General features: G+C 74.2%; 18 protein-coding genes. 8 read left to right on the forward strand and 10 right to left on the reverse strand.

All coding sequences use genetic code 11. The features are described 5' to 3' along the window. Window positions 1-105: 105 nt before the first annotated feature. Both PV789_RS15655 and PV789_RS15660 read right to left on the reverse strand, forming a co-directional pair. A complete protein-coding gene (locus PV789_RS15655) occupies window positions 106-1,425 on the reverse strand; it encodes a GAF domain-containing protein (protein WP_274973311.1) in 1,320 nt (439 codons plus the stop codon). Window positions 1,426-1,831: 406 nt separating this feature from the next. Beyond that, a complete protein-coding gene (locus PV789_RS15660; protein ID WP_274973312.1) occupies window positions 1,832-3,325 on the reverse strand; it encodes a PucR family transcriptional regulator in 1,494 nt (497 codons plus the stop codon). 314 nt (window positions 3,326-3,639) lie between these two features. Between PV789_RS15660 and speB the strand changes: the two genes are divergently transcribed. Then, window positions 3,640-4,587 (forward strand): agmatinase, encoded by a 948-nt coding sequence (gene speB / locus PV789_RS15665; RefSeq protein ID WP_274973313.1) that lies wholly within the window; start codon window positions 3,640-3,642, stop codon window positions 4,585-4,587. Window positions 4,588-4,676: 89 nt separating this feature from the next. Here speB and PV789_RS15670 read toward each other — a convergent pair whose 3' ends face one another. From PV789_RS15670 to ku, 4 genes are all read right to left on the reverse strand, one after another. After that, entirely contained in the window at window positions 4,677-5,303 is a 627-nt protein-coding gene (locus PV789_RS15670) for a TetR/AcrR family transcriptional regulator (RefSeq protein ID WP_274973314.1), read from the reverse strand. 177 nt (window positions 5,304-5,480) lie between these two features. Continuing rightward, window positions 5,481-6,311: a dimethylargininase gene (ddaH, locus tag PV789_RS15675; RefSeq protein ID WP_013153273.1), complete on the reverse strand. Its 831-nt coding sequence runs from the start codon at window positions 6,309-6,311 to the stop codon at window positions 5,481-5,483. A gap of 153 nt (window positions 6,312-6,464) precedes the next feature. Then, on the reverse strand, window positions 6,465-7,757 hold the full coding sequence (locus tag PV789_RS15680) for an extracellular catalytic domain type 1 short-chain-length polyhydroxyalkanoate depolymerase (protein WP_274973315.1): 1,293 nt from the start codon (window positions 7,755-7,757) through the stop codon (window positions 6,465-6,467). 382 nt (window positions 7,758-8,139) lie between these two features. Beyond that, the gene (gene ku / locus PV789_RS15685) at window positions 8,140-9,162 is read right to left on the reverse strand and encodes a non-homologous end joining protein Ku (protein WP_274973316.1); all 1,023 of its coding nucleotides are present in this window, start codon (window positions 9,160-9,162) and stop codon (window positions 8,140-8,142) included. Between the two features lie 181 nt (window positions 9,163-9,343). Between ku and PV789_RS15690 the strand changes: the two genes are divergently transcribed. Next, a complete protein-coding gene (locus PV789_RS15690; protein ID WP_274973317.1) occupies window positions 9,344-10,438 on the forward strand; it encodes an alcohol dehydrogenase catalytic domain-containing protein in 1,095 nt (364 codons plus the stop codon). A 172-nt stretch (window positions 10,439-10,610) separates the two neighbouring features. After that, on the forward strand, window positions 10,611-12,278 hold the full coding sequence (locus tag PV789_RS15695) for an FAD-binding dehydrogenase (RefSeq protein ID WP_274973318.1): 1,668 nt from the start codon (window positions 10,611-10,613) through the stop codon (window positions 12,276-12,278). A 107-nt stretch (window positions 12,279-12,385) separates the two neighbouring features. On the opposite strand, the gene PV789_RS15700 is transcribed toward PV789_RS15695, so the two are convergent. Continuing rightward, complete coding sequence (locus PV789_RS15700) at window positions 12,386-12,628, reverse strand: type II toxin-antitoxin system antitoxin (protein ID WP_274973319.1); 243 nt, start codon at window positions 12,626-12,628, stop codon at window positions 12,386-12,388. A gap of 15 nt (window positions 12,629-12,643) precedes the next feature. Further along, window positions 12,644-13,552, reverse strand: coding sequence for an SPFH domain-containing protein (locus PV789_RS15705; protein WP_274973320.1), 909 nt, complete (start codon window positions 13,550-13,552; stop codon window positions 12,644-12,646). A 109-nt stretch (window positions 13,553-13,661) separates the two neighbouring features. Here PV789_RS15705 and PV789_RS15710 point away from each other — a divergent pair, with 109 nt between their 5' ends. Both PV789_RS15710 and PV789_RS15715 read left to right on the forward strand, forming a co-directional pair. Then, the gene (locus PV789_RS15710) at window positions 13,662-14,159 is read left to right on the forward strand and encodes a PH domain-containing protein (protein ID WP_212639687.1); all 498 of its coding nucleotides are present in this window, start codon (window positions 13,662-13,664) and stop codon (window positions 14,157-14,159) included. After that, window positions 14,156-16,024: a PH domain-containing protein gene (locus tag PV789_RS15715; protein WP_274973321.1), complete on the forward strand. Its 1,869-nt coding sequence runs from the start codon at window positions 14,156-14,158 to the stop codon at window positions 16,022-16,024. Before PV789_RS15710 ends, PV789_RS15715 begins: the two co-directional genes overlap by 4 nt. A 66-nt stretch (window positions 16,025-16,090) precedes the next feature. Here PV789_RS15715 and PV789_RS15720 read toward each other — a convergent pair whose 3' ends face one another. Beyond that, on the reverse strand, window positions 16,091-16,450 hold the full coding sequence (locus tag PV789_RS15720; RefSeq protein ID WP_274973322.1) for an STAS domain-containing protein: 360 nt from the start codon (window positions 16,448-16,450) through the stop codon (window positions 16,091-16,093). 444 nt (window positions 16,451-16,894) lie between these two features. On the opposite strand from PV789_RS15720, the gene PV789_RS15725 reads away from it, so the two are divergent. From PV789_RS15725 to PV789_RS15735, 3 genes are all read left to right on the forward strand, one after another. Beyond that, window positions 16,895-17,431, forward strand: a complete 537-nt coding sequence (locus PV789_RS15725) for an NUDIX hydrolase family protein (protein ID WP_274973323.1) — start codon at window positions 16,895-16,897, stop codon at window positions 17,429-17,431. Window positions 17,432-17,532: 101 nt separating this feature from the next. Then, window positions 17,533-18,183, forward strand: coding sequence for a nucleoside/nucleotide kinase family protein (locus PV789_RS15730; protein WP_274973324.1), 651 nt, complete (start codon window positions 17,533-17,535; stop codon window positions 18,181-18,183). 303 nt (window positions 18,184-18,486) lie between these two features. Beyond that, window positions 18,487-19,830 (forward strand): MFS transporter, encoded by a 1,344-nt coding sequence (locus PV789_RS15735; protein WP_212639683.1) that lies wholly within the window; start codon window positions 18,487-18,489, stop codon window positions 19,828-19,830. Between the two features lie 187 nt (window positions 19,831-20,017). On the opposite strand, the gene PV789_RS15740 is transcribed toward PV789_RS15735, so the two are convergent. Beyond that, complete coding sequence (locus PV789_RS15740; RefSeq protein WP_274973325.1) at window positions 20,018-20,956, reverse strand: 2-hydroxyacid dehydrogenase; 939 nt, start codon at window positions 20,954-20,956, stop codon at window positions 20,018-20,020. Window positions 20,957-20,976: the final 20 nt, after the last annotated feature.

Raw genomic sequence — 20,976 nt, forward strand, 5'->3', positions numbered from 1 at the left:
CGTCCGCGGTCCGCCGCCGGGCCCTCTCTTGCCCCGCGGCGGCCACCGACTCTGGGCCGCGCACGCACAGTCCATCGCACGCCGCACGACACGGCAACAGTTGCACTAGGTTGCGGTGCCGTCGCGCAGAGCCATGGGGCAGTCGCCGTCGCGGAGCGCGTCCCGCACAGCGCGCACCCCGGGGGCCACCGACCCGGGCAGCAGGTCCACCGGCGAGGGGGGCCGCACCACCCGCACCCGCACCTCCCCGCTGAACCGGTAGGGGCGGCTCTGGATGATGCCGCCCAGATGGCGGCGCACACGCGAGAGTTCGGCGCGTACCGTCACCACGTGCCCGCCCGCGCCGAACACGTCCTGGGACAGCTGCGCGCCGGTGCGCCCGCCCCGGTGCACGGCCAACAGCAGCAGCAGCTCCGCGTGGCGCGGGGTGAGCCGGTGCGCCCACTCCCCGCTGGGCCCGGCGACCACCATCCTGGGCGAGGGCCGGGTCAGGTCCAGGGTGACCGTGGAGGGCGCGCTCTCCGACGCCGGACGCGGGCGCAGCAGCCATCCGCCGGGCAGGGGCTCCAGGGCGCACTCCCCCAGGGCGGGCAGCCAGGCGGTGCCGCTCTCGCGCTGTTTGGGCAGCAGCACCCTGCGGACCGGCTCCATGTGGACGGCGGCGGCGGTCCACCCGGCCTCGTCCACCACCAGCGCGCGCTCGCTCATCCCGGCCAGCAGGGGCGCGGCCACCGAGCGCAGCCGCTCCAGGTGGGTGTGGTGGATGCTCTGCAGGTGGGCCTCCGCCAGCTGGGCCACCGCGCTGACCAGGGCCAGGGTGGAGGGGTGGACGGTGGAGACCGGGCCGGTGACGTTGACGGCGCCGAGCAGGCGGCCGTCGCGGGGGTCGTGGATGGGGGCGCAGGCGCAGGTGAGGGCGTGCAGGTTGCGCACGAAGTGCTCGGCGGAGTAGACCTGCACGGGCCGTCCCACGACCAGGGCGGTGCCGATGGCGTTGGTGCCGGTGCTGCCCTCGTTCCAGAAGGCGCCCTCGACGAGCCCGACGCGGTCGCCGAGGGAGCGGATGCGGTGGGAGCCGTCGCGCCACAGGACCTGGCCGGAGGCGTCGGTGACCAGCATGATGTGGTCGGCCTCGTCGGCGACCGAGACGAGGGAACGGCGGATCAGCGGCATGACCTCGGCGATCGGGGAGGCGTCCCGGTGCCGTTGGAGCTCGTCCAGGCGTGCCGTGCGGGGCGGCGGAGCGCTGTCGGGGTCGATCCCGAAGCGTCGGCTGCGGGACCAGGAGTCCTCGATGACCGGTCGCAGGGCGGCCGGCGCCGGGCGCCCGGAGAGCGAGGCCTCGTGCACGCGCCGGAGCAGGCGGGCGTGCTCACGGGCGTCGGCCCTGGCCGGCAGGGCCGTGTCCAGCGGCGGAAAAGACATACGGTCCCCTGAGCTCGCGTTCGCAACGGCGTTCATCGATTTTCTCGGTTCGGCTTCGACAGGGTTGAGGGAACGGAAATACACCCATGTTTCGGAGGCCGCTCTCGCTTCCGCTTCCGTTTCATCACCGGATTATGCCCCATCGCGCGCCCCGGGGCGGACGGGGATCCCGTTGGCGCGGGGAGGCCGCAAAGCCCGTGGCGCACGCGCCTGTCCGACGCGGTGCCCGGCTCGTCGACCGCCGAAAGGCCGTGAACGCGTCTTCGAAAAGGGGACCGGGTTCGAACGGAACAGCGGAATTGCCGAAAACGACCGGTAATGCCGCAACGGCACTTTCCCGGACACATGTCCGCGCCCCGCGCGGGCCGCTCGGGGTCGTCTCCGGGCCGGGAGAGGCGGAGCCCGGTCAGTGCCGCCAGCGGGTCAGCGCGAACCACAGCCGCATGCGCTGCTCGGCGTCGGCCAGGTCCACGCCCAGGTCGCGCTCGACGCGCCCGATCCGGTAGCGGACGCTGTTGCGGTGGGCGCCCAGGTCGGCGGCGGCCCGGTCCCAGTTGCCGTGCCGGGTGAGCCAGACCCGCAGGGTGCGGCGCAGCAGGCGCGCGGAGTCGGTGTCCTCGGCCAGCGGTCCCAAGACGCTCCTGGCCAGGCCCTCGCCTCCCCCCGGCGCCAGGAGGGCGTCGAAGGGGTCGGCGGCCTCCTCCAGCAGCGGCCCGCCGACCGCGCGGGCGCGGGCGAGCAGGGCGGCGGCCCGGCGGTCCGCGGCGGCCAGCTCCGCCGGGTCCACCGGCCCGCTCAGCGCAGCGATCCAGCCGTGGTCGAGCAGCCGGTCCAGGTGGGCCCGGTGCGCGGCCTCACCCCGGTCGGCGAGGACGGCGCGCAGGTCCTCACCGGGGTCCGCGTCCAGCAGCCGGGTTCCCAGTGGCAGCGCGGCGGGGGCGGTGTGGCGGCCCCGCCCGGCGGGCCGGGCGCGCAGGGCCCGGTAGGCGCCGGGAGGCACCGACCCCGCGGGGGCGTCCGTCGGGGCGGTGAGTTCGGCCAGCAGCGGTACGGCCGCGTCGGTGAGCCCGCCGTCCAGGAGCAGGCCGGTGATCAGGCGGCCCGGGGCGGGCGGGGCGCCCCGGGAGGCGCGGGCGAGCAGCTCCAGCAGGGCGGTGGCGGTGCGCAGGACGGCCCGGTCGGTGACGCCCAGCGGTTCGGGACGGCCGACCAGGACCACGCCGTGCTCCCCCGGCGGGGCGCCGACGGTGTGCAGGAAGACCTCGTCCCCCCGCACCCGGGCCTTGGCGCTGCGCGGGCCGCGCGGCCGGGTGAGCCGGTCCGCGAGCCCGTGCAGTTCGGGGTCCAGCTCCGCCGGGGCGCCCGCGGTGCGGCGGGCGCCGCCCGGCACGGCGGGCGACGGGCGGGTCAGGACCGCCCAGCCGCCCAGGGCCTCGGCCAGGACGCGCAGGACCCGGTCCACGGGGGCGTCGGCGGTGATGGCCAGGGCCAGGGCCTGGTGCGCCTCGCCCAGGCGGCGCAGATCGCGCAGGTGCAGCTCCTGGAGCTCGGCGCCCACGGCCTGGCTGACGGCGGCGAAGGGCGTGGGGCGGGGCACCTCCACCAGGGGCAGCCCCCGCGCGCGGCACTGCTCGACCAGCCCGGCGGGGACGGTGTCGTGCACCGGGGTGACGCCGAAGCCGAGGGCGCTGACGCCCGCGCCGACCAGGGAGTCCACGTAGCCGCGCAGACCGGCGGGGGCGGCGGGCAGGTTGACGCCCGCGGTGAGCAGCAGTTCGCCACCGCGCAGGTAGGCGGCCGGGTCGGCCAGCTCGCTGGCCACCGCCCAGCCGATCCCCGGGTCCCCGGCGGCCACGAGAGAGGTCAGTCCCAGGTCGAGGCGGCCCACGACGGTGCTCAACGGGACCGTGTGTCCCTGTGCCCGGCTCTGTCCCGCCACCCCGCGGACCCCCTTCGCGAACCGGCCCGCGTCCCCGCCCGGCGGAGCGGAGAGGAACAGGTGCCCCCCGTGCGGGCGCGCTGACCGCGTGTTCTGGATACCTCGTCCAGTACAACGCACCTTTGTGGATGGTTCGTCCACTGGAGGAGGCCGCGTCGGCTGCTTAACCTGACCGGGGTTCGTGTGATCCGCCCCGACACGGCCGCTTTCGTCCCCCCGCGCCTCCCCGCCCGCGGACCGTACCGAACACCGCACCGACGACGAGAAGGACACCCGTGAACGCACCGCTCGGTCCCACCGACTCCAGCCTCGTACCGCGCTTCGCCGGACCGGCCACCTTCGCCCGGCTGCCCCGCATCGACCAGGTCGGGCACGCCGACATCGCCGTGGTCGGCGTCCCCTTCGACACCGGCGTGTCCTACCGCCCCGGCGCGCGCTTCGGCCCCTCGGCCATCCGCGAGGCCAGCCGCCTGCTGCGCCCCTACAACCCGGGCCTGGACGTGTCCCCGTTCGCCTCCGCGCAGGTGGTCGACGGCGGCGACATCGCGGTCAACCCCTTCTCGATCGGCGACGCGGTGGAGACCCTGGACCAGGGCGCCTCCGAGTTCGTGCGGGCGGGCACCCGCCTGGTCACCCTGGGCGGCGACCACACCATCGCGCTGCCGCTGCTGCGCTCGCTGTACCGCCGGCACGGACCGATCGCCCTGCTGCACTTCGACGCCCACCTGGACACCTGGGACACCTACTTCGGCGAGCCCTACACCCACGGCACCCCGTTCCGCCGCGCCGTGGAGGAGGGGATCCTGGACACCGAGGCCCTGTGCCACGTGGGCACCCGCGGCCCGCTCTACGGCAAGAAGGACCTGGAGGAGGACCGCCGCTTCGGCTTCGGCATCGTCACCTCCGCCGACGTCATGCGCAGGGGCGTGGACGAGGTCGCCGACGCGCTGCGCCAGCGCATCGGCCGCCGCCCGCTGTACGTGTCGGTGGACATCGACGTGCTCGACCCGGCGCACGCGCCCGGCACCGGCACCCCGGAGGCGGGCGGCCTGACCAGCCGCGAACTGCTGGAGATCCTGCGCGGGCTGGCCTCGTGCAACCTGGTGGGCGCCGACGTGGTGGAGGTCGCCCCGGCCTACGACCACGCGCAGATCACCGCGACCGCCGCCTCGCACGTGGCCTACGACCTGGTCAGCGTCCTGGCGCTGAACCACGGGCGCTGATCCCGCGCGCCGCGACGGAGGCGGGCGCCCGTCCGGCGGCGCCGACCCGCTCCGCCCACGGCACCGCCGCGCCGCCCGGGGCGCCGGGGTCAGACCTCGGCGCCCTCGCGGCGGGCGCGCAGGTGGGCCCAGGTCAGGTCGGTGACGTGCCGGGCCATGGTCTCGGGGCTCTCCTCGGGGTGCTCCAGGAACCAGTCGGCGAAGGCGTCGGCGGTGCTGACCGCTATGCGCGCCAGCAGCTGGGCGTCCTTGGGGGCGAGGTCGCCGTAGCCCCGGCGCGTGCACTCGGTGACGAGGTCGGCCACCTCGGCCGTCACACGGTCCCTGAGCCGCACGGCCTCCCCGGCGAAGGGCTCGCCCCGCAGGTCAGCGTGCCGGTACAGCACGGTCCAGCTCGCGCGGTTGCCGGTGACGAAGACGAAGAAGGCGCGCATGCCCCGGTGCAGGGGGTCCTCCCCCGCCGGGGCGTGCGGATCGTGCGCCGCGGCGCGCACGGCCCCGATGAGCCGGTCGGTCTCACGGCGCACGCAGGCGGTGAAGATCCGTTCCTTGGAGCCCAGGTACTGGTACACGGTGGGCTTGGAGGTCCCGGCCGCCTCCGCGATCTCCTCGACGCTCACGGTGTGGTAGCCGCCGCGCGAGAACGCGGTGACGGCGGCGTCGATCATCTGCTCTTCCCTGAGCTGACGCGGGAGTCTGCGCTGTGTGCTCTTCACGTACTCAGACTTTATTGCGGCGGGGGCGTCCGGCCAGGGGCGGTGGTCCCCCGTGCGCGCGCCCGGGCGCGGTCCGCGGCGGGCGCGCGCACCTGACCTGTGGCGTCGACCCGGCGGGTCCGCTTCGCGGTGGTATTTCCCACACCGGTTCAGCGGCGCCCCGGAGCCGGGCCCGCCTCACACGGGGGCGTCGCGCAGCACCAGGGTGCAGCACTTGGCGCCGCCCCCGGCCCGGCGCAGCTCGTCCAGTTCCACGGGGTGGACGGCGTAGCCCAAGGCCCGCAGGCGGTCGGCCAGGGCGGTGGCCTCGGCGGCGATGACGACGTTGCGGCCGTCGCACACGGCGTTGAGGCCGAGCACGGCGGCGTCCTCCTCGGTGGCCAGGAGCGCGTCCGGGAAGAGCGAGCGCAGCACCCGTCGGCTTCCGGCTGAAAAGGCACCGGGGTAGTAGGCGATCTGGTCACCGGAGAGGGTGAACAGCGCGGTGTCCAGGTGGTAGAAGCGCGGGTCGGTCAGCTGGAGGGTGACGACGGGGCGGCCCAGGAAGCGCTCGGCCTCCTGGTGCGCGGCGGCCTCGGTGCGAAACCCCGTGGCGGCCAGGACCACCTCGTCCAGGGTGAGGAAGTCGCCCTCGCCCTCGTTGACGTGCTTGGGCTCGCGGGTCTCGGTGTAGCCCGCCTGGCGGAACCAGTCGAGGTAGGCCGGGCCCTCCGGGGTGCGCTCGGCGCTGGCGAAGCGCGCCCCGTAGACCCTGCCGTCCACGACCAGGGCCCCGTTGGCGGCGAAGACCATGTCGGGCAGGCCGTCGACGGGGGCGATCTCGCTGACGCGGTGCCCCAGGGAGAGGTAGAGGTCGCGCAGCCCCTCCCACTGGCGGATGGCGCGTGCGCGGTCGACGCCCGCCGCCGGGTCCATCCAGGGGTTGATCGCGTACTCGACCGCGAAGTAGGTGGGGCGGCACATGAGGTAGTGCCGCGGAACCGCCGCCGGACCGACCGGTCGAGCCATGGGACCTCCCGTACACCGCGCGGGACACTGGGCGGCCCCGGTGGCGCGTGGGTTCACTGCACCGCGGGTCCGCACGGACGAAAGGGGACATACCCCTCTACGGCGCGAGTGCAACGCGGCGCGGCCCCTCCGGAGGGGCCGCGCCGCGCCGCATCAGGCCGGGGAGCAGGCCGCGCCGTTGAGGGCGAAGCCGGTCGGTCCGCCGGAGTCGCCGGTGTGCACGGCCTGGTAGCCGATGCCCGCACTGGCGCCGGGGGCGATGACGGCGTTGTAGGAGGCGTCGGCGGCGGTGACCGCGCCCTGGCGCGGACCGTAGGAGGCGTTCCAGCCCGAGGTGATGGTCTGGCCCGCGGGCAGGGTGAAGTCCAGGGACCAGCCTTCGACGGGCTCGGTGCCGGTGTTGGTGATGGTCAGCGAGGCGGTCAGACCGGTGTTCCAGGCGTTGGTGGTGACGGCGACGGCGCAGTCCCCGTCAGCGGGCTCGGGTTCCGGGTCGGGGCCGGTGTCCTGGTCGAGTCCGAAGAAGGTGATGGCGTGGGCCGCCATGCCGTTGGCCATGAGGTTGTGGCCCACGCCCCGCATGCTGACGGCCTCCACCGGGGCCCGGTCGCCGGTGGCGCCGTAGCGGGTGCGGGTCCAGCCCGGCTGGGGCTGGTCGGTGGAAGCAGGTGTCCGGCCGAGGCCGTGGACGTCGGTCCACTGTTCGATCTCCTCGGTGAAGTTGGCGTAGCGCAGGACGTCGTCCTCGGTCCCGTGCCACAGCTGCATACGGGGCCGCGGTCCGGTGTAGCCGGGGTAGGAGGCGCGGACCAGGTCGCCCCACTCCTGCGGGGTGCGGTCGATCGTGCCGGTGGAGCAGGCGTTGTTCCAGCCGGAGCCGTCGGTGGTGGCGAAGCAGCCGAAGGGCACTCCGCTGAAGGCCGCTCCCGCCGCGAACACGTCCGGGTAGTTGGCCAGCATCACGTTGGTCATCATGGCCCCGGAGGAGACGCCGGTGACGAACACGCGCTCGGCGTCGGCGTCGTGGACGTCGACGACGTGGGCGACCATCGAGCGGATGCCGACCGGGTCGCTGCCGCCGCCCCGGGTCAGCGCCTCGGGCGAGGACACGTCGAAGCACTGGCTGGCGCGCGTGACGGAGGGGTAGACGACGATGAAGCCGTACCGGTCGGCCAGCGAGGCGAACTCGGTGTCGGCGTGGAAGACGGGTCCGGTTCCGGTGCACCAGTGCTGGGCGACCAGGACCGGGGGGTTCTCGGTGACGCTGTCCGGCACGTACAGGTACATGCGCAGACCGCTGGGGTTGGGGCCGAAGTCCTCGACCTCGGTCAGGGCGGCGGCCGAGGCCGGGGGCGCGGCGAACAGGAGCGCGGCCAGCATGGGCAGGACGGCGGCGGCGAGCGCGCCGACCGCCCTGCTGACGGGGTTCGGGCGGGTGTGGGTCACGTGCGGGGCCTTCCCGACGGCGGGGGGTGGGGGGACTGCGGTGCCCGCTCGCACACCGGTCGCCTCGCGGAGCCGTTCCCGGCGGGTGCGGCTCCGCGTGCGGCGCTTCGGCCGCGGTGGCGGTCCGTTCGGCGGCGGGCGGTCGCCCGACCGGCGGGTTCGGCCGGCGGCGGGGTCACGGGGCGCTCCAGCGGGGTCTCCGTCTGTGTTGGGAGCGCTCCCAACACTGTCCGGCCGCGGAGGGCGTCCGTCAACCCCGGTAAGCCCACCGACAGCGGAGACCGACCGGAGGCGCCCCGGGTGTGATGCGAGGGACCTGTCCTGCGATCTGCTGAGGGCACCGGGCCCCTGCGGCGGCGAGGGGCCCGGTTCGGCGCGGTCCTCAGCGGCGGGCTTCGGAGCCGTTCAGCCCCACGGCCTCCTCCAGTTGGTCCCGGCTCATCTTGGACCGGCCCGGCACGTCCAGCTCCGAGGCCCGCTGGAGCAGTTCGCGCTTGGTGACCCTGCCCTCGCTCCGCCGCTCGACCCGGGTACCGCGCGTGCCGGTCCCCCGGGGCTCGCGGGCCCGCCCGGCCCCCTCCCTCCCGGTGGACGCGCGCGGGCCGCGCGACCGCGTGCCCCGGGTGCGCTGGGCGGGCAGGCTCTGGCGCAGGGCCTCGCCGAGGCCGTCCGCGTCCTCGGGGGGCGCGGCCTGCTCGGGCCGGTGGGTGAACGTCCTGCCCCCGGCCTTGGCGCGCACCAGTTCGGTCAGGCGCTGGCCGTAGCTGTCGGAGTAGTCCTCGGGGTCCCACTCGATCGACAGGGACCCGACCAGCTCGCGGGCCAGTTCGAGTTCGCTCCTGGTCAGCGCGGCGTGGGCCACGGGCGGCATCACGTCGTCGGGTTCGCGGACCTCGTCGGGCCACCACAGGGTGGAGGCCGACAGTACGCCCCGGTTCGGTTCGATCAGGACGGGGTACTCGCGGTCGCGCAGGACGATGGTGGCCACGCCCGTACGGCGGGTCTGCTCCAGGGCCGTGTACAGCAGCTGGTAGGCCTTGGCGTCGACCGCGGCCCGGGGCGCGACGTAGTAGGTGGAGGCGTACCACAGCGCGTCGACGGCGCCCTGGGACAGGAAGCCGGTCAGCTCCATGGTGCGCGAGCCGTGCGGGAGGATCTCCTCCAGCTCCTCCGGCTCCAGGACCACGTACTCGTCCTCAACCCCGGTGCGGGCCCCGCGCACGACGTCCTCGCTGGCGACCTCCTCACCGGTGCGCTCGTTGACGCGGACGTAGCGGATGCGGTCGGCCGTGCCCCGCTCGAACTGGTGCAGCACGGGCCCCCTGCGTTCGCGCGCGCTGTAGAGGCGCACGCCGACGGGCACCCTGCCGAACATGAGGGTTCCCACCCAGACCGGATTGACCATAACCCCTCCCTCTGCCCCCATCATTACCGTTACCAGGCAAAATGTCGGTCGACAACGGCAAAGGACCCCCAAGGCGGGAAGGAGCGGGCCCATCCGGGAGAGCACGGGTCCGTACGCCCCGGGCCTTTGACCGACCGGTCGGTATTGCTACTGTCGCGGCAGTCCGTGATTGGAGCCTCCCATGAGTACGACCGTCAGGGCCGCCGTCTTCTCCGAGCGCGGCGCTCCTCCCCGCATCCGCGACCTGGTCCTGCCCGACCCCGGCCCCGGCCAGGTGCGGGTGCGCCTGGCCGCGGCCGGGGTGTGCCACTCCGACCTCTCCCTGTCCAACGGCACCCTGGCGCAGAAGTGGCCCGCCGTGCTGGGCCACGAGGGAGCGGGAACCGTCGACGCCGTCGGCGAGGGCGTCACGGAGGTGGTCCCCGGCCAGCAGGTGATCCTGAACTGGGCCCCCTCCTGCCGCGAGTGCTGGTTCTGCCGCCAGGGCGAGCCGCACCTGTGCGAGCACGCGCTGGACCGCACCGCCCAGCCCTACGCCGAGCTCGCCGACGGCACGCCCGTCTACCCCGGCCTGGGGTGCGGCGCGTTCGCCGAGGCCACCGTGGTGCCCGCCTCCGCCGTCGTACCGCTGCCCGACGGGATCGACCCGGCGGTGGCCGCCGTGCTGGGCTGCGCGGTGCTCACCGGCTGGGGGGCGGTCAACAACTCCGCGGGCGTGCGCGAGGGCCAGTCCGCCGTGGTGCTGGGCCTGGGCGGGGTTGGCCTGTCGGTGCTCCAGGCAGCGCGCCTGGCCGGGGCCGACCCGGTGATCGCGGTGGACGTCTCCCCCGCCAAGGAGGAGCTGGCCCGCTCACTGGGCGCCACCGAGTTCCTGCTCGCCGACGAGACCCTGGTCAGGGCCGTGCGCGCGCTGACGGGCAGGCGCGGCGCCGACCACGCCTTCGAGGTGGTGGGGTCGGCGAAGGCGGTGCGCTCGGCCTGGGACGTGACCCGGCGCGGCGGCACGGTCACGGTGGTGGGCGTGGGCAGGGTGGACGACGAGGTGTCCTTCAACGCGCTGGAGCTGTTCCACCAGGCGCGCACGCTGCGCGGGTGCGTGTACGGCTCCAGCGACCCGGAGCGCGACGTCCCGCTCATCGCCGAGCGGGTGCGGTCGGGGGAGCTGAAGCTGGCGGCCATGGTCACCGACGAGATCCCGCTCGAAGGCGTGCCCGAGGCCTTCGAGCGCATGTCCCGGGGCCGGGGCGGCCGGTCGCTGGTGCGCTTCGGGGTCTGAGCGCGGCGGGCTCCGGCGGCGCCGCGCTGACGCGGTCCGGGAGGGTTTGTCACCTCCTGACAAATCCTGTGGCGCACGGCACACTCTGCCCTTGCCGTGCCGCCGCGGCGGCGGCACAGTCGTCACCAACGCGCACGCCGTGCCCCGGGCACGGCCGACCGGAGGGAAAAGCATGGGTGGTAGCGGAGACGACCGCGCCGACGTCATCGTCGTCGGCGCCGGGCTGGCGGGCCTGACCGCGGCGGCCGAGCTCGCCGACGCGGGCAGGCGCGTGCTCCTGCTGGACCAGGAGCCCGAGCAGTCCCTGGGCGGGCAGGCGTTCTGGTCCTTCGGCGGGCTGTTCCTCGTGGACTCCCCCGAGCAGCGGCGCATGGGCATCAGGGACTCCGCCGAGCTGGCTATGCAGGACTGGACGGGCACCGCGGGGTTCGACCGCCCCGAGGACGCCTGGCCCCGCCGGTGGGCCGAGGCCTACGTGGACTTCGCCGCCGGGGAGAAGCGCTCCTGGCTCCACCAGCAGGGGATACGGTTCTTCCCCCTCGTGGGCTGGGCCGAGCGCGGCGGCTACCTGGCCGACGGCCACGGCAACTCCGTGCCCCGGTTCCACATCACCTGGGGTACCGGCCCGGGCGTGGTCGCGCCGTTCGAGCGGCGGGTGCGCGCGGCGGCCGAGCGCGGCCTGGTCTCGCTGCGCTTGCGCCACCGGGTGGACGAGCTGGTGGTCACGGGCGGGACGGTCACCGGCGTGCGCGGCGCGGTTCTGGCCCCCAGCGACGTCAGGCGGGGCGAGGCCAGCGGACGCGAGGCGGTGGGCGACTTCGAGTTCTCCGCCCAGGCGGTGATCGTCACCTCCGGCGGGATCGGCGGCGACCACGACCTGGTGCGCCGCAACTGGCCCGAGCGCCTGGGCACCCCGCCGCGGCACATGCTCTCGGGGGTGCCCGAGCACGTGGACGGGCGCATGCTGGCCATCACCGAGCGGGCGGGCGGACGGATCGTCAACCCCGACCGCATGTGGCACTACACCGAGGGCATCCAGAACTGGGACCCCGTCTGGGCCCGGCACGGCATCCGCATCCTGCCGGGGCCCTCCTCGCTGTGGCTGGACGCGACCGGCAAACGGCTGCCCGCGCCCTACTTCCCCGGGTTCGACACCCTGGGAACCCTGGAGCACATCATGCGCAGCGGCCACGAGTACACGTGGTTCGTGCTCTCGCAGAGGATCATCGAGAAGGAGTTCGCCCTGTCGGGGTCGGAGCAGAACCCCGACCTGACCGGGAAGGACCTCGGGCTCGTCCTCAAGCGGGTGCTGCCGGGCGCGCCGGGGCCGGTGGAGGCCTTCAAGCGCAACGGCGCGGACTTCGCCGTGGCCGACCGGCTGCCCGAGCTGATCCGGCGGATGAAGGAGATCGCGGGCGACGGCGTGCTCGACGCCGACACCGTCACCCGCGAGGTGGTGGCCCGCGACCGGGAGATGGTCAACACCTTCACCAAGGACCTCCAGGTGACGGCGATCCACGGGGCGCGCAACTACCGGGGCGACCGCCTGGCCAGGGTGGCGTCACCGCACCAGATCCTGGACCCCAAGGCGGGCCCGCTGATCGCGGTGCGCCTGCACGTGCTCACCCGCAAGTCCCTGGGCGGCCTGCACACCGACCTGGACGCCCGTGTGCTGCGCGCGGACGGCACGCCGCTGCCGGGGGTTTACGCCGCGGGCGAGGTCGCGGGGTTCGGCGGCGGCGGGGTGCACGGCTACCGGGCGCTGGAGGGCACCTTCCTGGGCGGCTGCCTGTTCTCGGGCCGCACGGCCGGTCGGGCCGCCGCGGCGGCGCTGGGCTAGCGCGCCTCCTCCCGGGCGGGGTCGGCTTCGCCCTCCGCCCGGGTCCCGCGCGTGGCGTCGGTCCGGGCGCCCCTCGGGGGCCCGGACCGACGGCTCCGGCGGCCCCGTCACTTCCCCGGGCCGTCGTCCTCCTGCTCGGGCTCCGGCTGCTCCGGCCCGGGTCTGCGCGGGCGGCCGCGGCGGGGGATGGCCCCCGCCTCCTTGGGCATCCGCCCCGCGTCGTCCAGCGCGCGGCGCAGCAGGAACTCGATCTGGGCGTTGGTGCTGCGCAGCTCCTGCCCGGCCCACCGCGCGAGCGCGTCGTGGACGGCGGGGTCGAGCCGCAGCAGCACCTTCTTGCGCTCGGGCACTGCCACCTCACGCGGTCACTGGTACAGGGTTCCGGCGTTGACGACGGGGCTGGCGGGGCGGTCGGAGCACAGCACCACGAGCAGGTTGCTGACCATGGCGGCCTTGCGCTCCTCGTCCAGTTCCACCACGCCCTCCTCCGACAGGCGGGCGAGCGCGCGGTCGACCATGCCCACCGCGCCCTCGACGATCTCCTGGCGGGCGGCGATCAGCGCGCTGGCCTGCTGGCGCTGGAGCATGGCCTGGGCGACCTCGGAGGCGTAGGCCAGGTGGGTGAAGCGCGTCTCCACGATCCGCACGCCCGCCGCCTCGACCCGCTCGCCGACCTCCCGGGACAACTGCTCGGTGATGAGGTCGGCGCTGCCGCGCAGGGAGCGGCTGGTGTCGGTGTCGTAGGAGTCGTAGGGGTAGTTGCCCGCGATGTGGCGCACGGCGGCCTCGGTCTGGATGGAGACGAACTCCACGAAGTCGTCCACCTCGAAGGAGGCGCGGGCGGTGTCCTCCACCTGCCAGACGATGACGGCGGCGATCTCGATGGGGCTGCCGGAGGCGTCGTTGACCTTCATCACGGAGGTCTCGTGGTTGCGGATGCGGGTGGAGACGCCCTTGCGGACGGTGAAGGGGTTGACCCAGCGCAGGCCGTCGGTGCGGACGCTGCCGACGTAGCGGCCGAAGAGCTGGACGACCTTGGCCTCGTTGGGCGCGACCATCTCCAGCCCGATGAAGAACAGGAAGCCGACCACGGCGAGGACCACGCCGACGGCCACCAGGGGCACGGGCAGTCCGACGACGGGCGACAGCGCGACGGCGACGCCGAGGAGGAAGAGCAGGACGCTGACCACCGCCATCACCATGCCGTTGATGCTGGCGGCGGGGTGTTCCCGGTACTGGGGGGCAGGAGCGGGGGCCTGGCCGGTAGCGGTCATCTGAGGTTTCCGTTCTCTGTTGGGTGATGACGCGAGAATAGCATTGTGATATCACTTTTAAAAGACACCCGGCCCGCCAGGGCCCCGAACCGAAGGAGGCGTGGACGCGATGAGCGCCGACACCCCCCGCCTGCGCCCGCCCCGCCACCGGGTGGACGGGCGTGCCGTCCGCTGGTGGACGACCCGGTCCCTGACCGTGACGGTCCTCCTCACCGCCGTCCCCGTGGTGCCCGCGATCATCTGGGAGCCGCCGCGCGCCTGGTTCCTGGCCGCCGCCGCGGTGATCGGCGGAATCGGGCTGCTGATCACCGTGGTCATGCCGCGGTGGCGCTACCGCGTCCACCGCTGGGAGGTCACCGACACGGCCGTCTACACCTCCAGCGGCTGGCTCTGGCAGGAGTGGCGCGTGGCCCCGATGTCGCGCATCCAGACCGTGGACACCGCGCGCGGCCCCCTCCAGCGGGCGTTCGGGCTCTCCAGCGTCACCGTGACCACCGCCTCCGCCGCGGGCCCGATCGAGATCACCGGCCTGGACCACGAACTGGCCACGCGCGTGGCCGACCAGCTCACCGACACCACCCAGGCGACCCCGGGGGACGCGACATGAGCGACGGACACCGACCCGGCCCCGAGGAGTTCCCCCCGGCGCCCGGACAAAGCCGAACGCCCGCCCCGCGGGTGGAGGACGTCCCGGCGGGACCGGCCGACACCACGCCCGCCGCCATGCCCGGCGCCGAAGGCCCGGCGGCTTCCGCCGAGGAGCCCGTCCCCGCTGAAGGGCCCACCGACGACTGGGAGCGGCTGCACCCGCTCAGCGTGTGGGCGAGCACAGTCATCCTCGGGGTGGTCCTCGTCCCGTGCGTGATCGTGGTCGCCGTCGCCCTCGCGGTGGCCGGCCAGCCCCTGTGGGCCCTGCTCCCGATCCCCGCCGCGCTGGCCTTCATGGGGTTGCTGGCCTACTTCGACGTGCTGCGTCTGCGCACGACCCGCTACCGCGTCACCGCCGAGCGCATGGAGACGCGTTCGGGGATCGTCTCCAAGTCCTACCGGTCCATCCCGCGTGAGCGGGTGCGCAGCGTCGACGTGGCGGCGCCGCTCTACGCGCGGATCTTCGGGCTGTGCTCGGTCACGGTCGGTACCGGAGAGAAGGTCGGGGCCGGAGACGACCAGCTCCAACTGCTCTACGTGACCGCACGGCAGGGCGAGAGGCTGCGCCGCGACCTGCTGCGCCGGGGCGCCCCCGCACCGGAGGCCGGAGCGGGCACCGAGGAGACCCCCGAAGGCGGTCCTTACGAGGACGGCGAGACCGAACTGGCCCGCCTCGACCGCCGCTGGTTCGCCTACGCCCCCGCGACCACCGCGACCCTGGGCGTGGGCCTGGGCGCCATCGCCGGTCTGCTGGGCCTGAACGCCCAGACCGGCGGCGTGGGGTGGGACTGGCTCTCAGAGCAGGCCGGTCTGCCGAGCGTGGAAGAGATGTCCTCGTTCGTGATGGGGCAGATCCTGATCGTGGTGCCCCTGATGCTGCTGGGTCTGCTGGTGTCCGGTGTGGTGGTCCTGACCGCCGTGGCCGTGGAGACCTGGTGGGACTACCGCCTCACCCGGGAGGCCGACGGGACCGTGCGGCTGCGCCGGGGCCTGCTGACCAGCGTGTCGCTGTCGGTGGAGGGGCGCCGCCTCAACGGGGTCACGCTGCACGAGCCGTACGTGCTGCGGCTGTCGGGTGGAGCGGACGTGCGCGCGGTGGCCACCGGGCTGGCCGCGGCCGACGACCAGAAGACCAGCGCCAGGAGCCGCCTGTCCCCGGCCATGCCGCGGGAGCGGGCCAGGAGGCTGGCCGCCGACCTGATGGGCACGCCGGACTCACCCCTGGACGTGGCGCTGGCCGTGCACCCCAAGGCCGCGCTGCGCCGCCGCTTCACGCGGGCCGCCGTGGTCACCGTGCTGGGCGCGGTGCTCTCCGGGGCGCTGGCCTGGCTGCACACGCTGATCGCCCGGGCCTGGTGGGACGTGGTGCACGAGGTGGAGCGCGAGATCATCCCGGTACCGCTGGCCACGAGCACGGTGGAGGCCGCGCCGAGTTGGGCGTGGGCGGTGCTGGCGGTGGCGATCGCGGCGGCGGCGTTCTGGTACGCGGTGGGCTCCTACCGGGGCCTGGGCCACGGGCTGCACCCGCGCTACCTGGTGGTGCGCAAGGGGATGGCGGTGCGCGACACGGTGACCCTGGAGCGGTCGGCGGTGATCGGCTGGCGCATCAACCGCTCGCCGTTCCAGCGCAGGCTGGGCCTGGCCGACGTGGCCGCCACGACGGCGGCGGGGCAGGGGATGTACGCGGCCAGGGACGTGGGGCTGGGCCAGGGCCTGGCCTGGGCGGACGAGGCCGTCCCCGAGCTGCTGGCGCCCTTCCTGGTGCGCGACGGGCAGGATGACGGGGTCGGACGGGGCGCCGACGGCGGGGCGACCAGCCCCTGAAGCGGGGGACCCGCGCGGACCGCGGTTCCGGCCCCCTCCCCTCGCGGGGCGGGGGCCGGAACCCGGTCACGGGAGTTCGGGCACCGTGTTGCGGATCGGGTCGCCGTCCACCCGCAGGCCGCTGGTGTGCGTGAGCGCCATCTCCAGGAGCGGGTAGATCTCGAACACGCGCCCCATGCCCAGCGCCTCCAGCACCCGCGCGGCGATGGGGGCGGGCTCGGCCAGGACCACGTGCCGCCCCTCGCGGGTGAGGCTCTTGTAGACCGCGACCAGGGCGCTGACGCCGCTCGCGTCGAAGAAGTCGAGCCCGGACATGTCCACTACCAGGCAGTCACAGCGCGAGGCGTGCGCGGCCTGGAGCAGCCGATCGCGCAGGCGGTCGGCGGTGGCGAGGTCAACCTCGCCGTGGACGGGCACCACCGTCACACCCGTACAGGGGAAACGCTCCTGGGCAGAGAACCGGGCATTCCTCACCACGCGGGCCACCTCTCACCGGACGTAACCTTCCCACTACGCAACCGCGTACGAGATCGTAACCTCTACAGAGAGACCGTGGGGGCTTTTCGTGAGAAAAACCCGCGAAATCTCGCCGATGTGGCTGTGGGGACAGTCCCGTGTCACCCCGTCCGGCGGGTGGCGGGACGCACCGCGCGCGACCGCGGTCCGGACCCCTCACTTCTCCTCTCGGACACTCCGGGCGCGCCCCCGCGCGTGGCCTTCCGCGCCCGAGTGCGGTAGAAGCGGTACAGGTGGCACCCCCGCGTGCCCGCGCCCACGGGCCGGGCCCGGGGCCGACCCCAGGGACAGCCCACGAGAAGGGAGGGAGCGGCGGGCCCCGGCCGACGGCCACAGCGCTCCGCCGCGCACCCGATGACCGAAACCGCCGACACCCAGCCCGGCTGGTTCTCCCCCGAGGAGCTGGAGAGCATCCGCGGCCGCATGCCCGTCCTCTACGTCCAGGCGGTTCCCGTACGGGTGGACGAGGTGGGCCAGGTGACCCATGTCGGCCTGCTCATGCGGGCCGCGCCCGACGGCAGCTTCCACCGCTCGGTGGTCTCGGGCCGCGTGCTGTACCACGAGCGGATCCGCGACGCCCTCCTGCGCCACCTGGAGAAGGACCTGGGCCCGGTGGCCCTGCCGCGCGTCCCCGTCTCGCCGCAGCCGTTCACGGTGGCCGAGTACTTCCCCACGCCGGGGGTCACCCCGTTCCACGACGCCCGCCAGCACGCGGTGGCCATGGCCTACATCGTCCCGGTCTCCGGCGACTGCCAGCCCCGCCAGGACGCCCTGGACCTGGTGTGGTTCACCCCGGAGGAGGCGGCCGGCGCGCATCTGCGCGAGGAGATGACGGGCGGCCAGGACGTGCTGCTGCGCCAGGCGCTGGCCCACGTGGGCCACGTCCCCTGACCGGGACCCCCGTGCCCGCCGGGGCGGACCCGGCGGGCACGGCGGGGCGGACCCGGGCACCGGCCCGGCACGGGGCGCCCCGCGATGCGTAGGCTCGTGCCATGTCCGAACCGCTCGTCGCCGACGCCCTCGCCTTGGCCGCCGCCACCGGCCCGCACCGCCGCCGCGTGCTCGGCCTGGTCGGCGCCCCCGCCGCGGGCAAGTCCACGCTCGCCCGCCACCTGGTGGCCGGGGTCGACGCCGCACTGGGCCCGGGCACGGCCGGGTACCTGCCCATGGACGGCTTCCACCTGTCCAACGCCCAGCTCGACCGGCTGGGGCGGCGCGACCGCAAGGGCGCGCCGGACACCTTCGACGCGCACGGGTACGCGGCCCTGGTGCGCCGCCTGCTCGCCGAGACCGACCACCCCGTCTACGTGCCCGACTACGACCGCGTACTGCACGAACCCGTCGCCGCGCGGCACGTCATCGAGCCGCACACACGGCTGCTGGTGACCGAGGGCAACTACCTGGCGGGCGACGAGGAGCCCTGGTCCGGGCTGCGCGGGCTGTTCGCGCAGCTGTGGTACGTGGAGGCCGACGACGACCTGCGCGAGCGCAGGCTGCACCGGCGCCAGCTCGCGGGCGGGGCGACCGAGGAGGCCGCACGGGAGTGGGTGGAGCGCAGCGACCGGCCCAACGGGGAGCTGGTCAAGCGCTTCCGGGACAACTGCACGCGGGTGGTGCGCCCGGGCCCCCTTCCCGGGGACTGAGATCCGCCCGCGCGCCGGGCCGGGCACGGCCCCGCACCGCCGCGCCCGCCCCCGAAGCCGCGTCCGGCCCGCCGGTCGCGGTGTGCGGATCGCCACCGCCGCCTCCTGCGGCCGAACCCGGGCGCGCGGTTCCCGGGGAGGCGGAGGCCCGTGTGCGTGCGGGTTCCGGGCTCCTCGACCCGGGGAAAACCCCAGAAGGACACAGAGGCCACATATGTCCACATGGTGAGACAAATGTTTCATGCAGTGGCGAGCGGAGCTAGCATCCAGCCATCCGCACCCACTGACCTGGAAAGAAGTCCCATGACGGACGTCGCCCCACGCGCACCAGAAGAGGCCGAGCCACCGGCCAATCCCAAGAGGAGGGTCCTCACGGCCAGCCTCGTGGGGACGTCCATCGAGTTCTACGACTTCTACATCTACGCGACGGCCGCGGTCCTGGTCTTCCCCGCGCTGTTCTTCCCCGAGGGCGACATGCTGGCGGCGCGGCTGCAGTCGCTGGCGACCTTCGCCATCGCCTTCGTCGCCCGCCCCATCGGCTCCTGGGTGTTCGGCCACTTCGGCGACCGCGTCGGGCGCAAGGCCACCCTGGTGGCGTCCCTGCTGACCATGGGCATCGCCACCGTCGGCATCGGCGTGCTGCCCACCTACGCGCAGGTGGGCGTCCTGGCCCCGCTGCTGCTGGCGGTGTGCCGCTTCGGCCAGGGCCTGGGACTGGGCGGGGAGTGGGGCGGCGCGGCCCTGCTGGCCACCGAGAACGCCCCTCCCGGCAAGCGCGGCTTCTACGGCTCGTTCCCGCAGCTGGGCGCGCCGATCGGGTTCTTCCTCGCCAACGGCGTGTTCCTGGCCCTGAGCCAGTTCATGAGCGACGAGACCTTCCTGGCCTGGGGCTGGCGCGTGCCGTTCCTGCTCTCGACCCTGCTGATCGTGATCGGCCTGTGGGTCCGCCTGACCCTGCACGAGACCCCGGCCTTCGCCAAGATCGTCGCCTCGGGCGAGCGGGTCAAGTCGCCGATGGCGGAGGTGTTCCGCACCAACTGGCCCGCCGTGGTGCTGGGCACGCTGATCATGCTCGCCACCTACGTGCTGTTCTACCTGATGACCGTGTTCTCCCTGGGCTTCGGCACCGACCCGGTGGCGGGCCTGGGCTACGACCGGTCGCAGTTCCTGGTGTTCCTGCTGGTGGGCGTGGTGTTCTTCGGGGTGTTCACCCCCGTCGCGGGCCTGCTCGCCGACCGGTTCGGCCGCAAGCCGGTCCTGGTCTGGGTCACCGTCGCGATCATCGTCTTCGGCTTCGCCATGGGCCCGCTGATGGGCGGCGGCGGCACGGTCGGCGTGCTGGCCTTCCTCATCGTGGGGCTGAGCCTGATGGGCCTGACCTTCGGCCCGATGGCCTCCGTGCTGCCGGAGCTGTTCCCGACCAAGGTGCGCTACACCGGCGCCTCGGTGGCCTACAACCTGGCGGGCCTGCTGGGCGCCTCGTTCGCCCCCTACATCGCGACGTGGCTGGCGGGCACCCTGGGACTGAACTGGGTCGGCGGCTACCTCGTCCTGGTCGGCGTGATCACCCTGGTGGCGCTGCTGATCAGCCGTGAGACGCGCGACGACTCCCTGGACGACACCCCGGTGCGGGTGACCGGCCGCTAGGCAGTGTTCTCTTGGGCCTCCGCTCCGCTCCATCCCACCCGTCGCCCACCACCACCCTCAACGGACGCCCGCGGCGCGGCCCTTCTTGTGTTCGGGCGCCCGGAGAACGGTTCAGAGAACAGGCCCTGGAGCCTTCCCCCACGGGGACGGGCCGGGCGAGCGCGTGCCGCCCGGCCCGTCCCCGTCCTCACACGATCCGGTGCGGCAGCTCCCGGCCTTCGACGAAGGCCGTCACCGCGGCCGCCCACACCCCCCGACGCCGTTCCTGGCACTCGCGGGTGTTGGCGGCGAACCGGGAGCTGAGCACCAGGTTGTCCAGCGGCGGGTAGGGGTTGCGCTCACCGACCAGGTCCAGCCCCGCGCCGCGCAGGCGCCCCGCGCGCAGCGCCTCCGTCAGCGCCCCGGAATCGACGACCTCGTTGGGCGAGATGCTCACCAGGACCGCCGAGGGCCTCATCAGGGCGAGCTCGGCAGCGCCCAGCAGGCCGCGGGTCGCGGTGTCCAGCGGCAGGGTGAGGAAGACCGCGTCGGACACCGACAGGAGCTCGTCCAGCTCCACCTGGACCGAGCCCTCGGCACGGCGCGGACTGCGGTTGGCGTGGACGGTCTCCATGCCCAGGCCGCGCACCATGCGCGCCACCCCCGCGCCGATGCCGCCCATGCCGACGATCCCCGCGGTGCCGCCCGCGAGTTCCATGCCCTGCTCCCCCGCGCAGAGCAGATCGCCCGACCGGACCCGGGCGTGGACGGGCACGATCCTCTTGGCCACGGCCATCATCAGCGCGACGGCGTGCTCGGCCACCGCGGGACCGGTGTACCCGGCGGTGTTGCACACGGCCACGCCGCGCTCGCGGCAGTACTCCAGGTCCACGTACTCCACGGCCGTGGTGGTGGCCACCACCAGCTCCAGGTCGGGCAGCAAACGCAGGTTGCGCGCGCCCAGGTCGGCGTAGGTGGTGACCAGGATCCGCGTGTCCGGGCGGCGCCGGAACTCCTCGGCCGGGTCCAGCTCGCCGTCGGCGGTCTGGACCCAGTGCGCCTCCAGCGCGTCGGACAGGTGGTCCAGGGTGTCGGTGGGAAGGGGGTGGCGGTCGTTGAGCACGAGACAGCGGACGGGCCGGGTCAAACCGTTCCTCCAGGGGGTGG

This window comes from Nocardiopsis camelliae, from assembly GCF_028993595.1.
Taxonomy (GTDB): domain Bacteria; phylum Actinomycetota; class Actinomycetes; order Streptosporangiales; family Streptosporangiaceae; genus Nocardiopsis; species Nocardiopsis dassonvillei.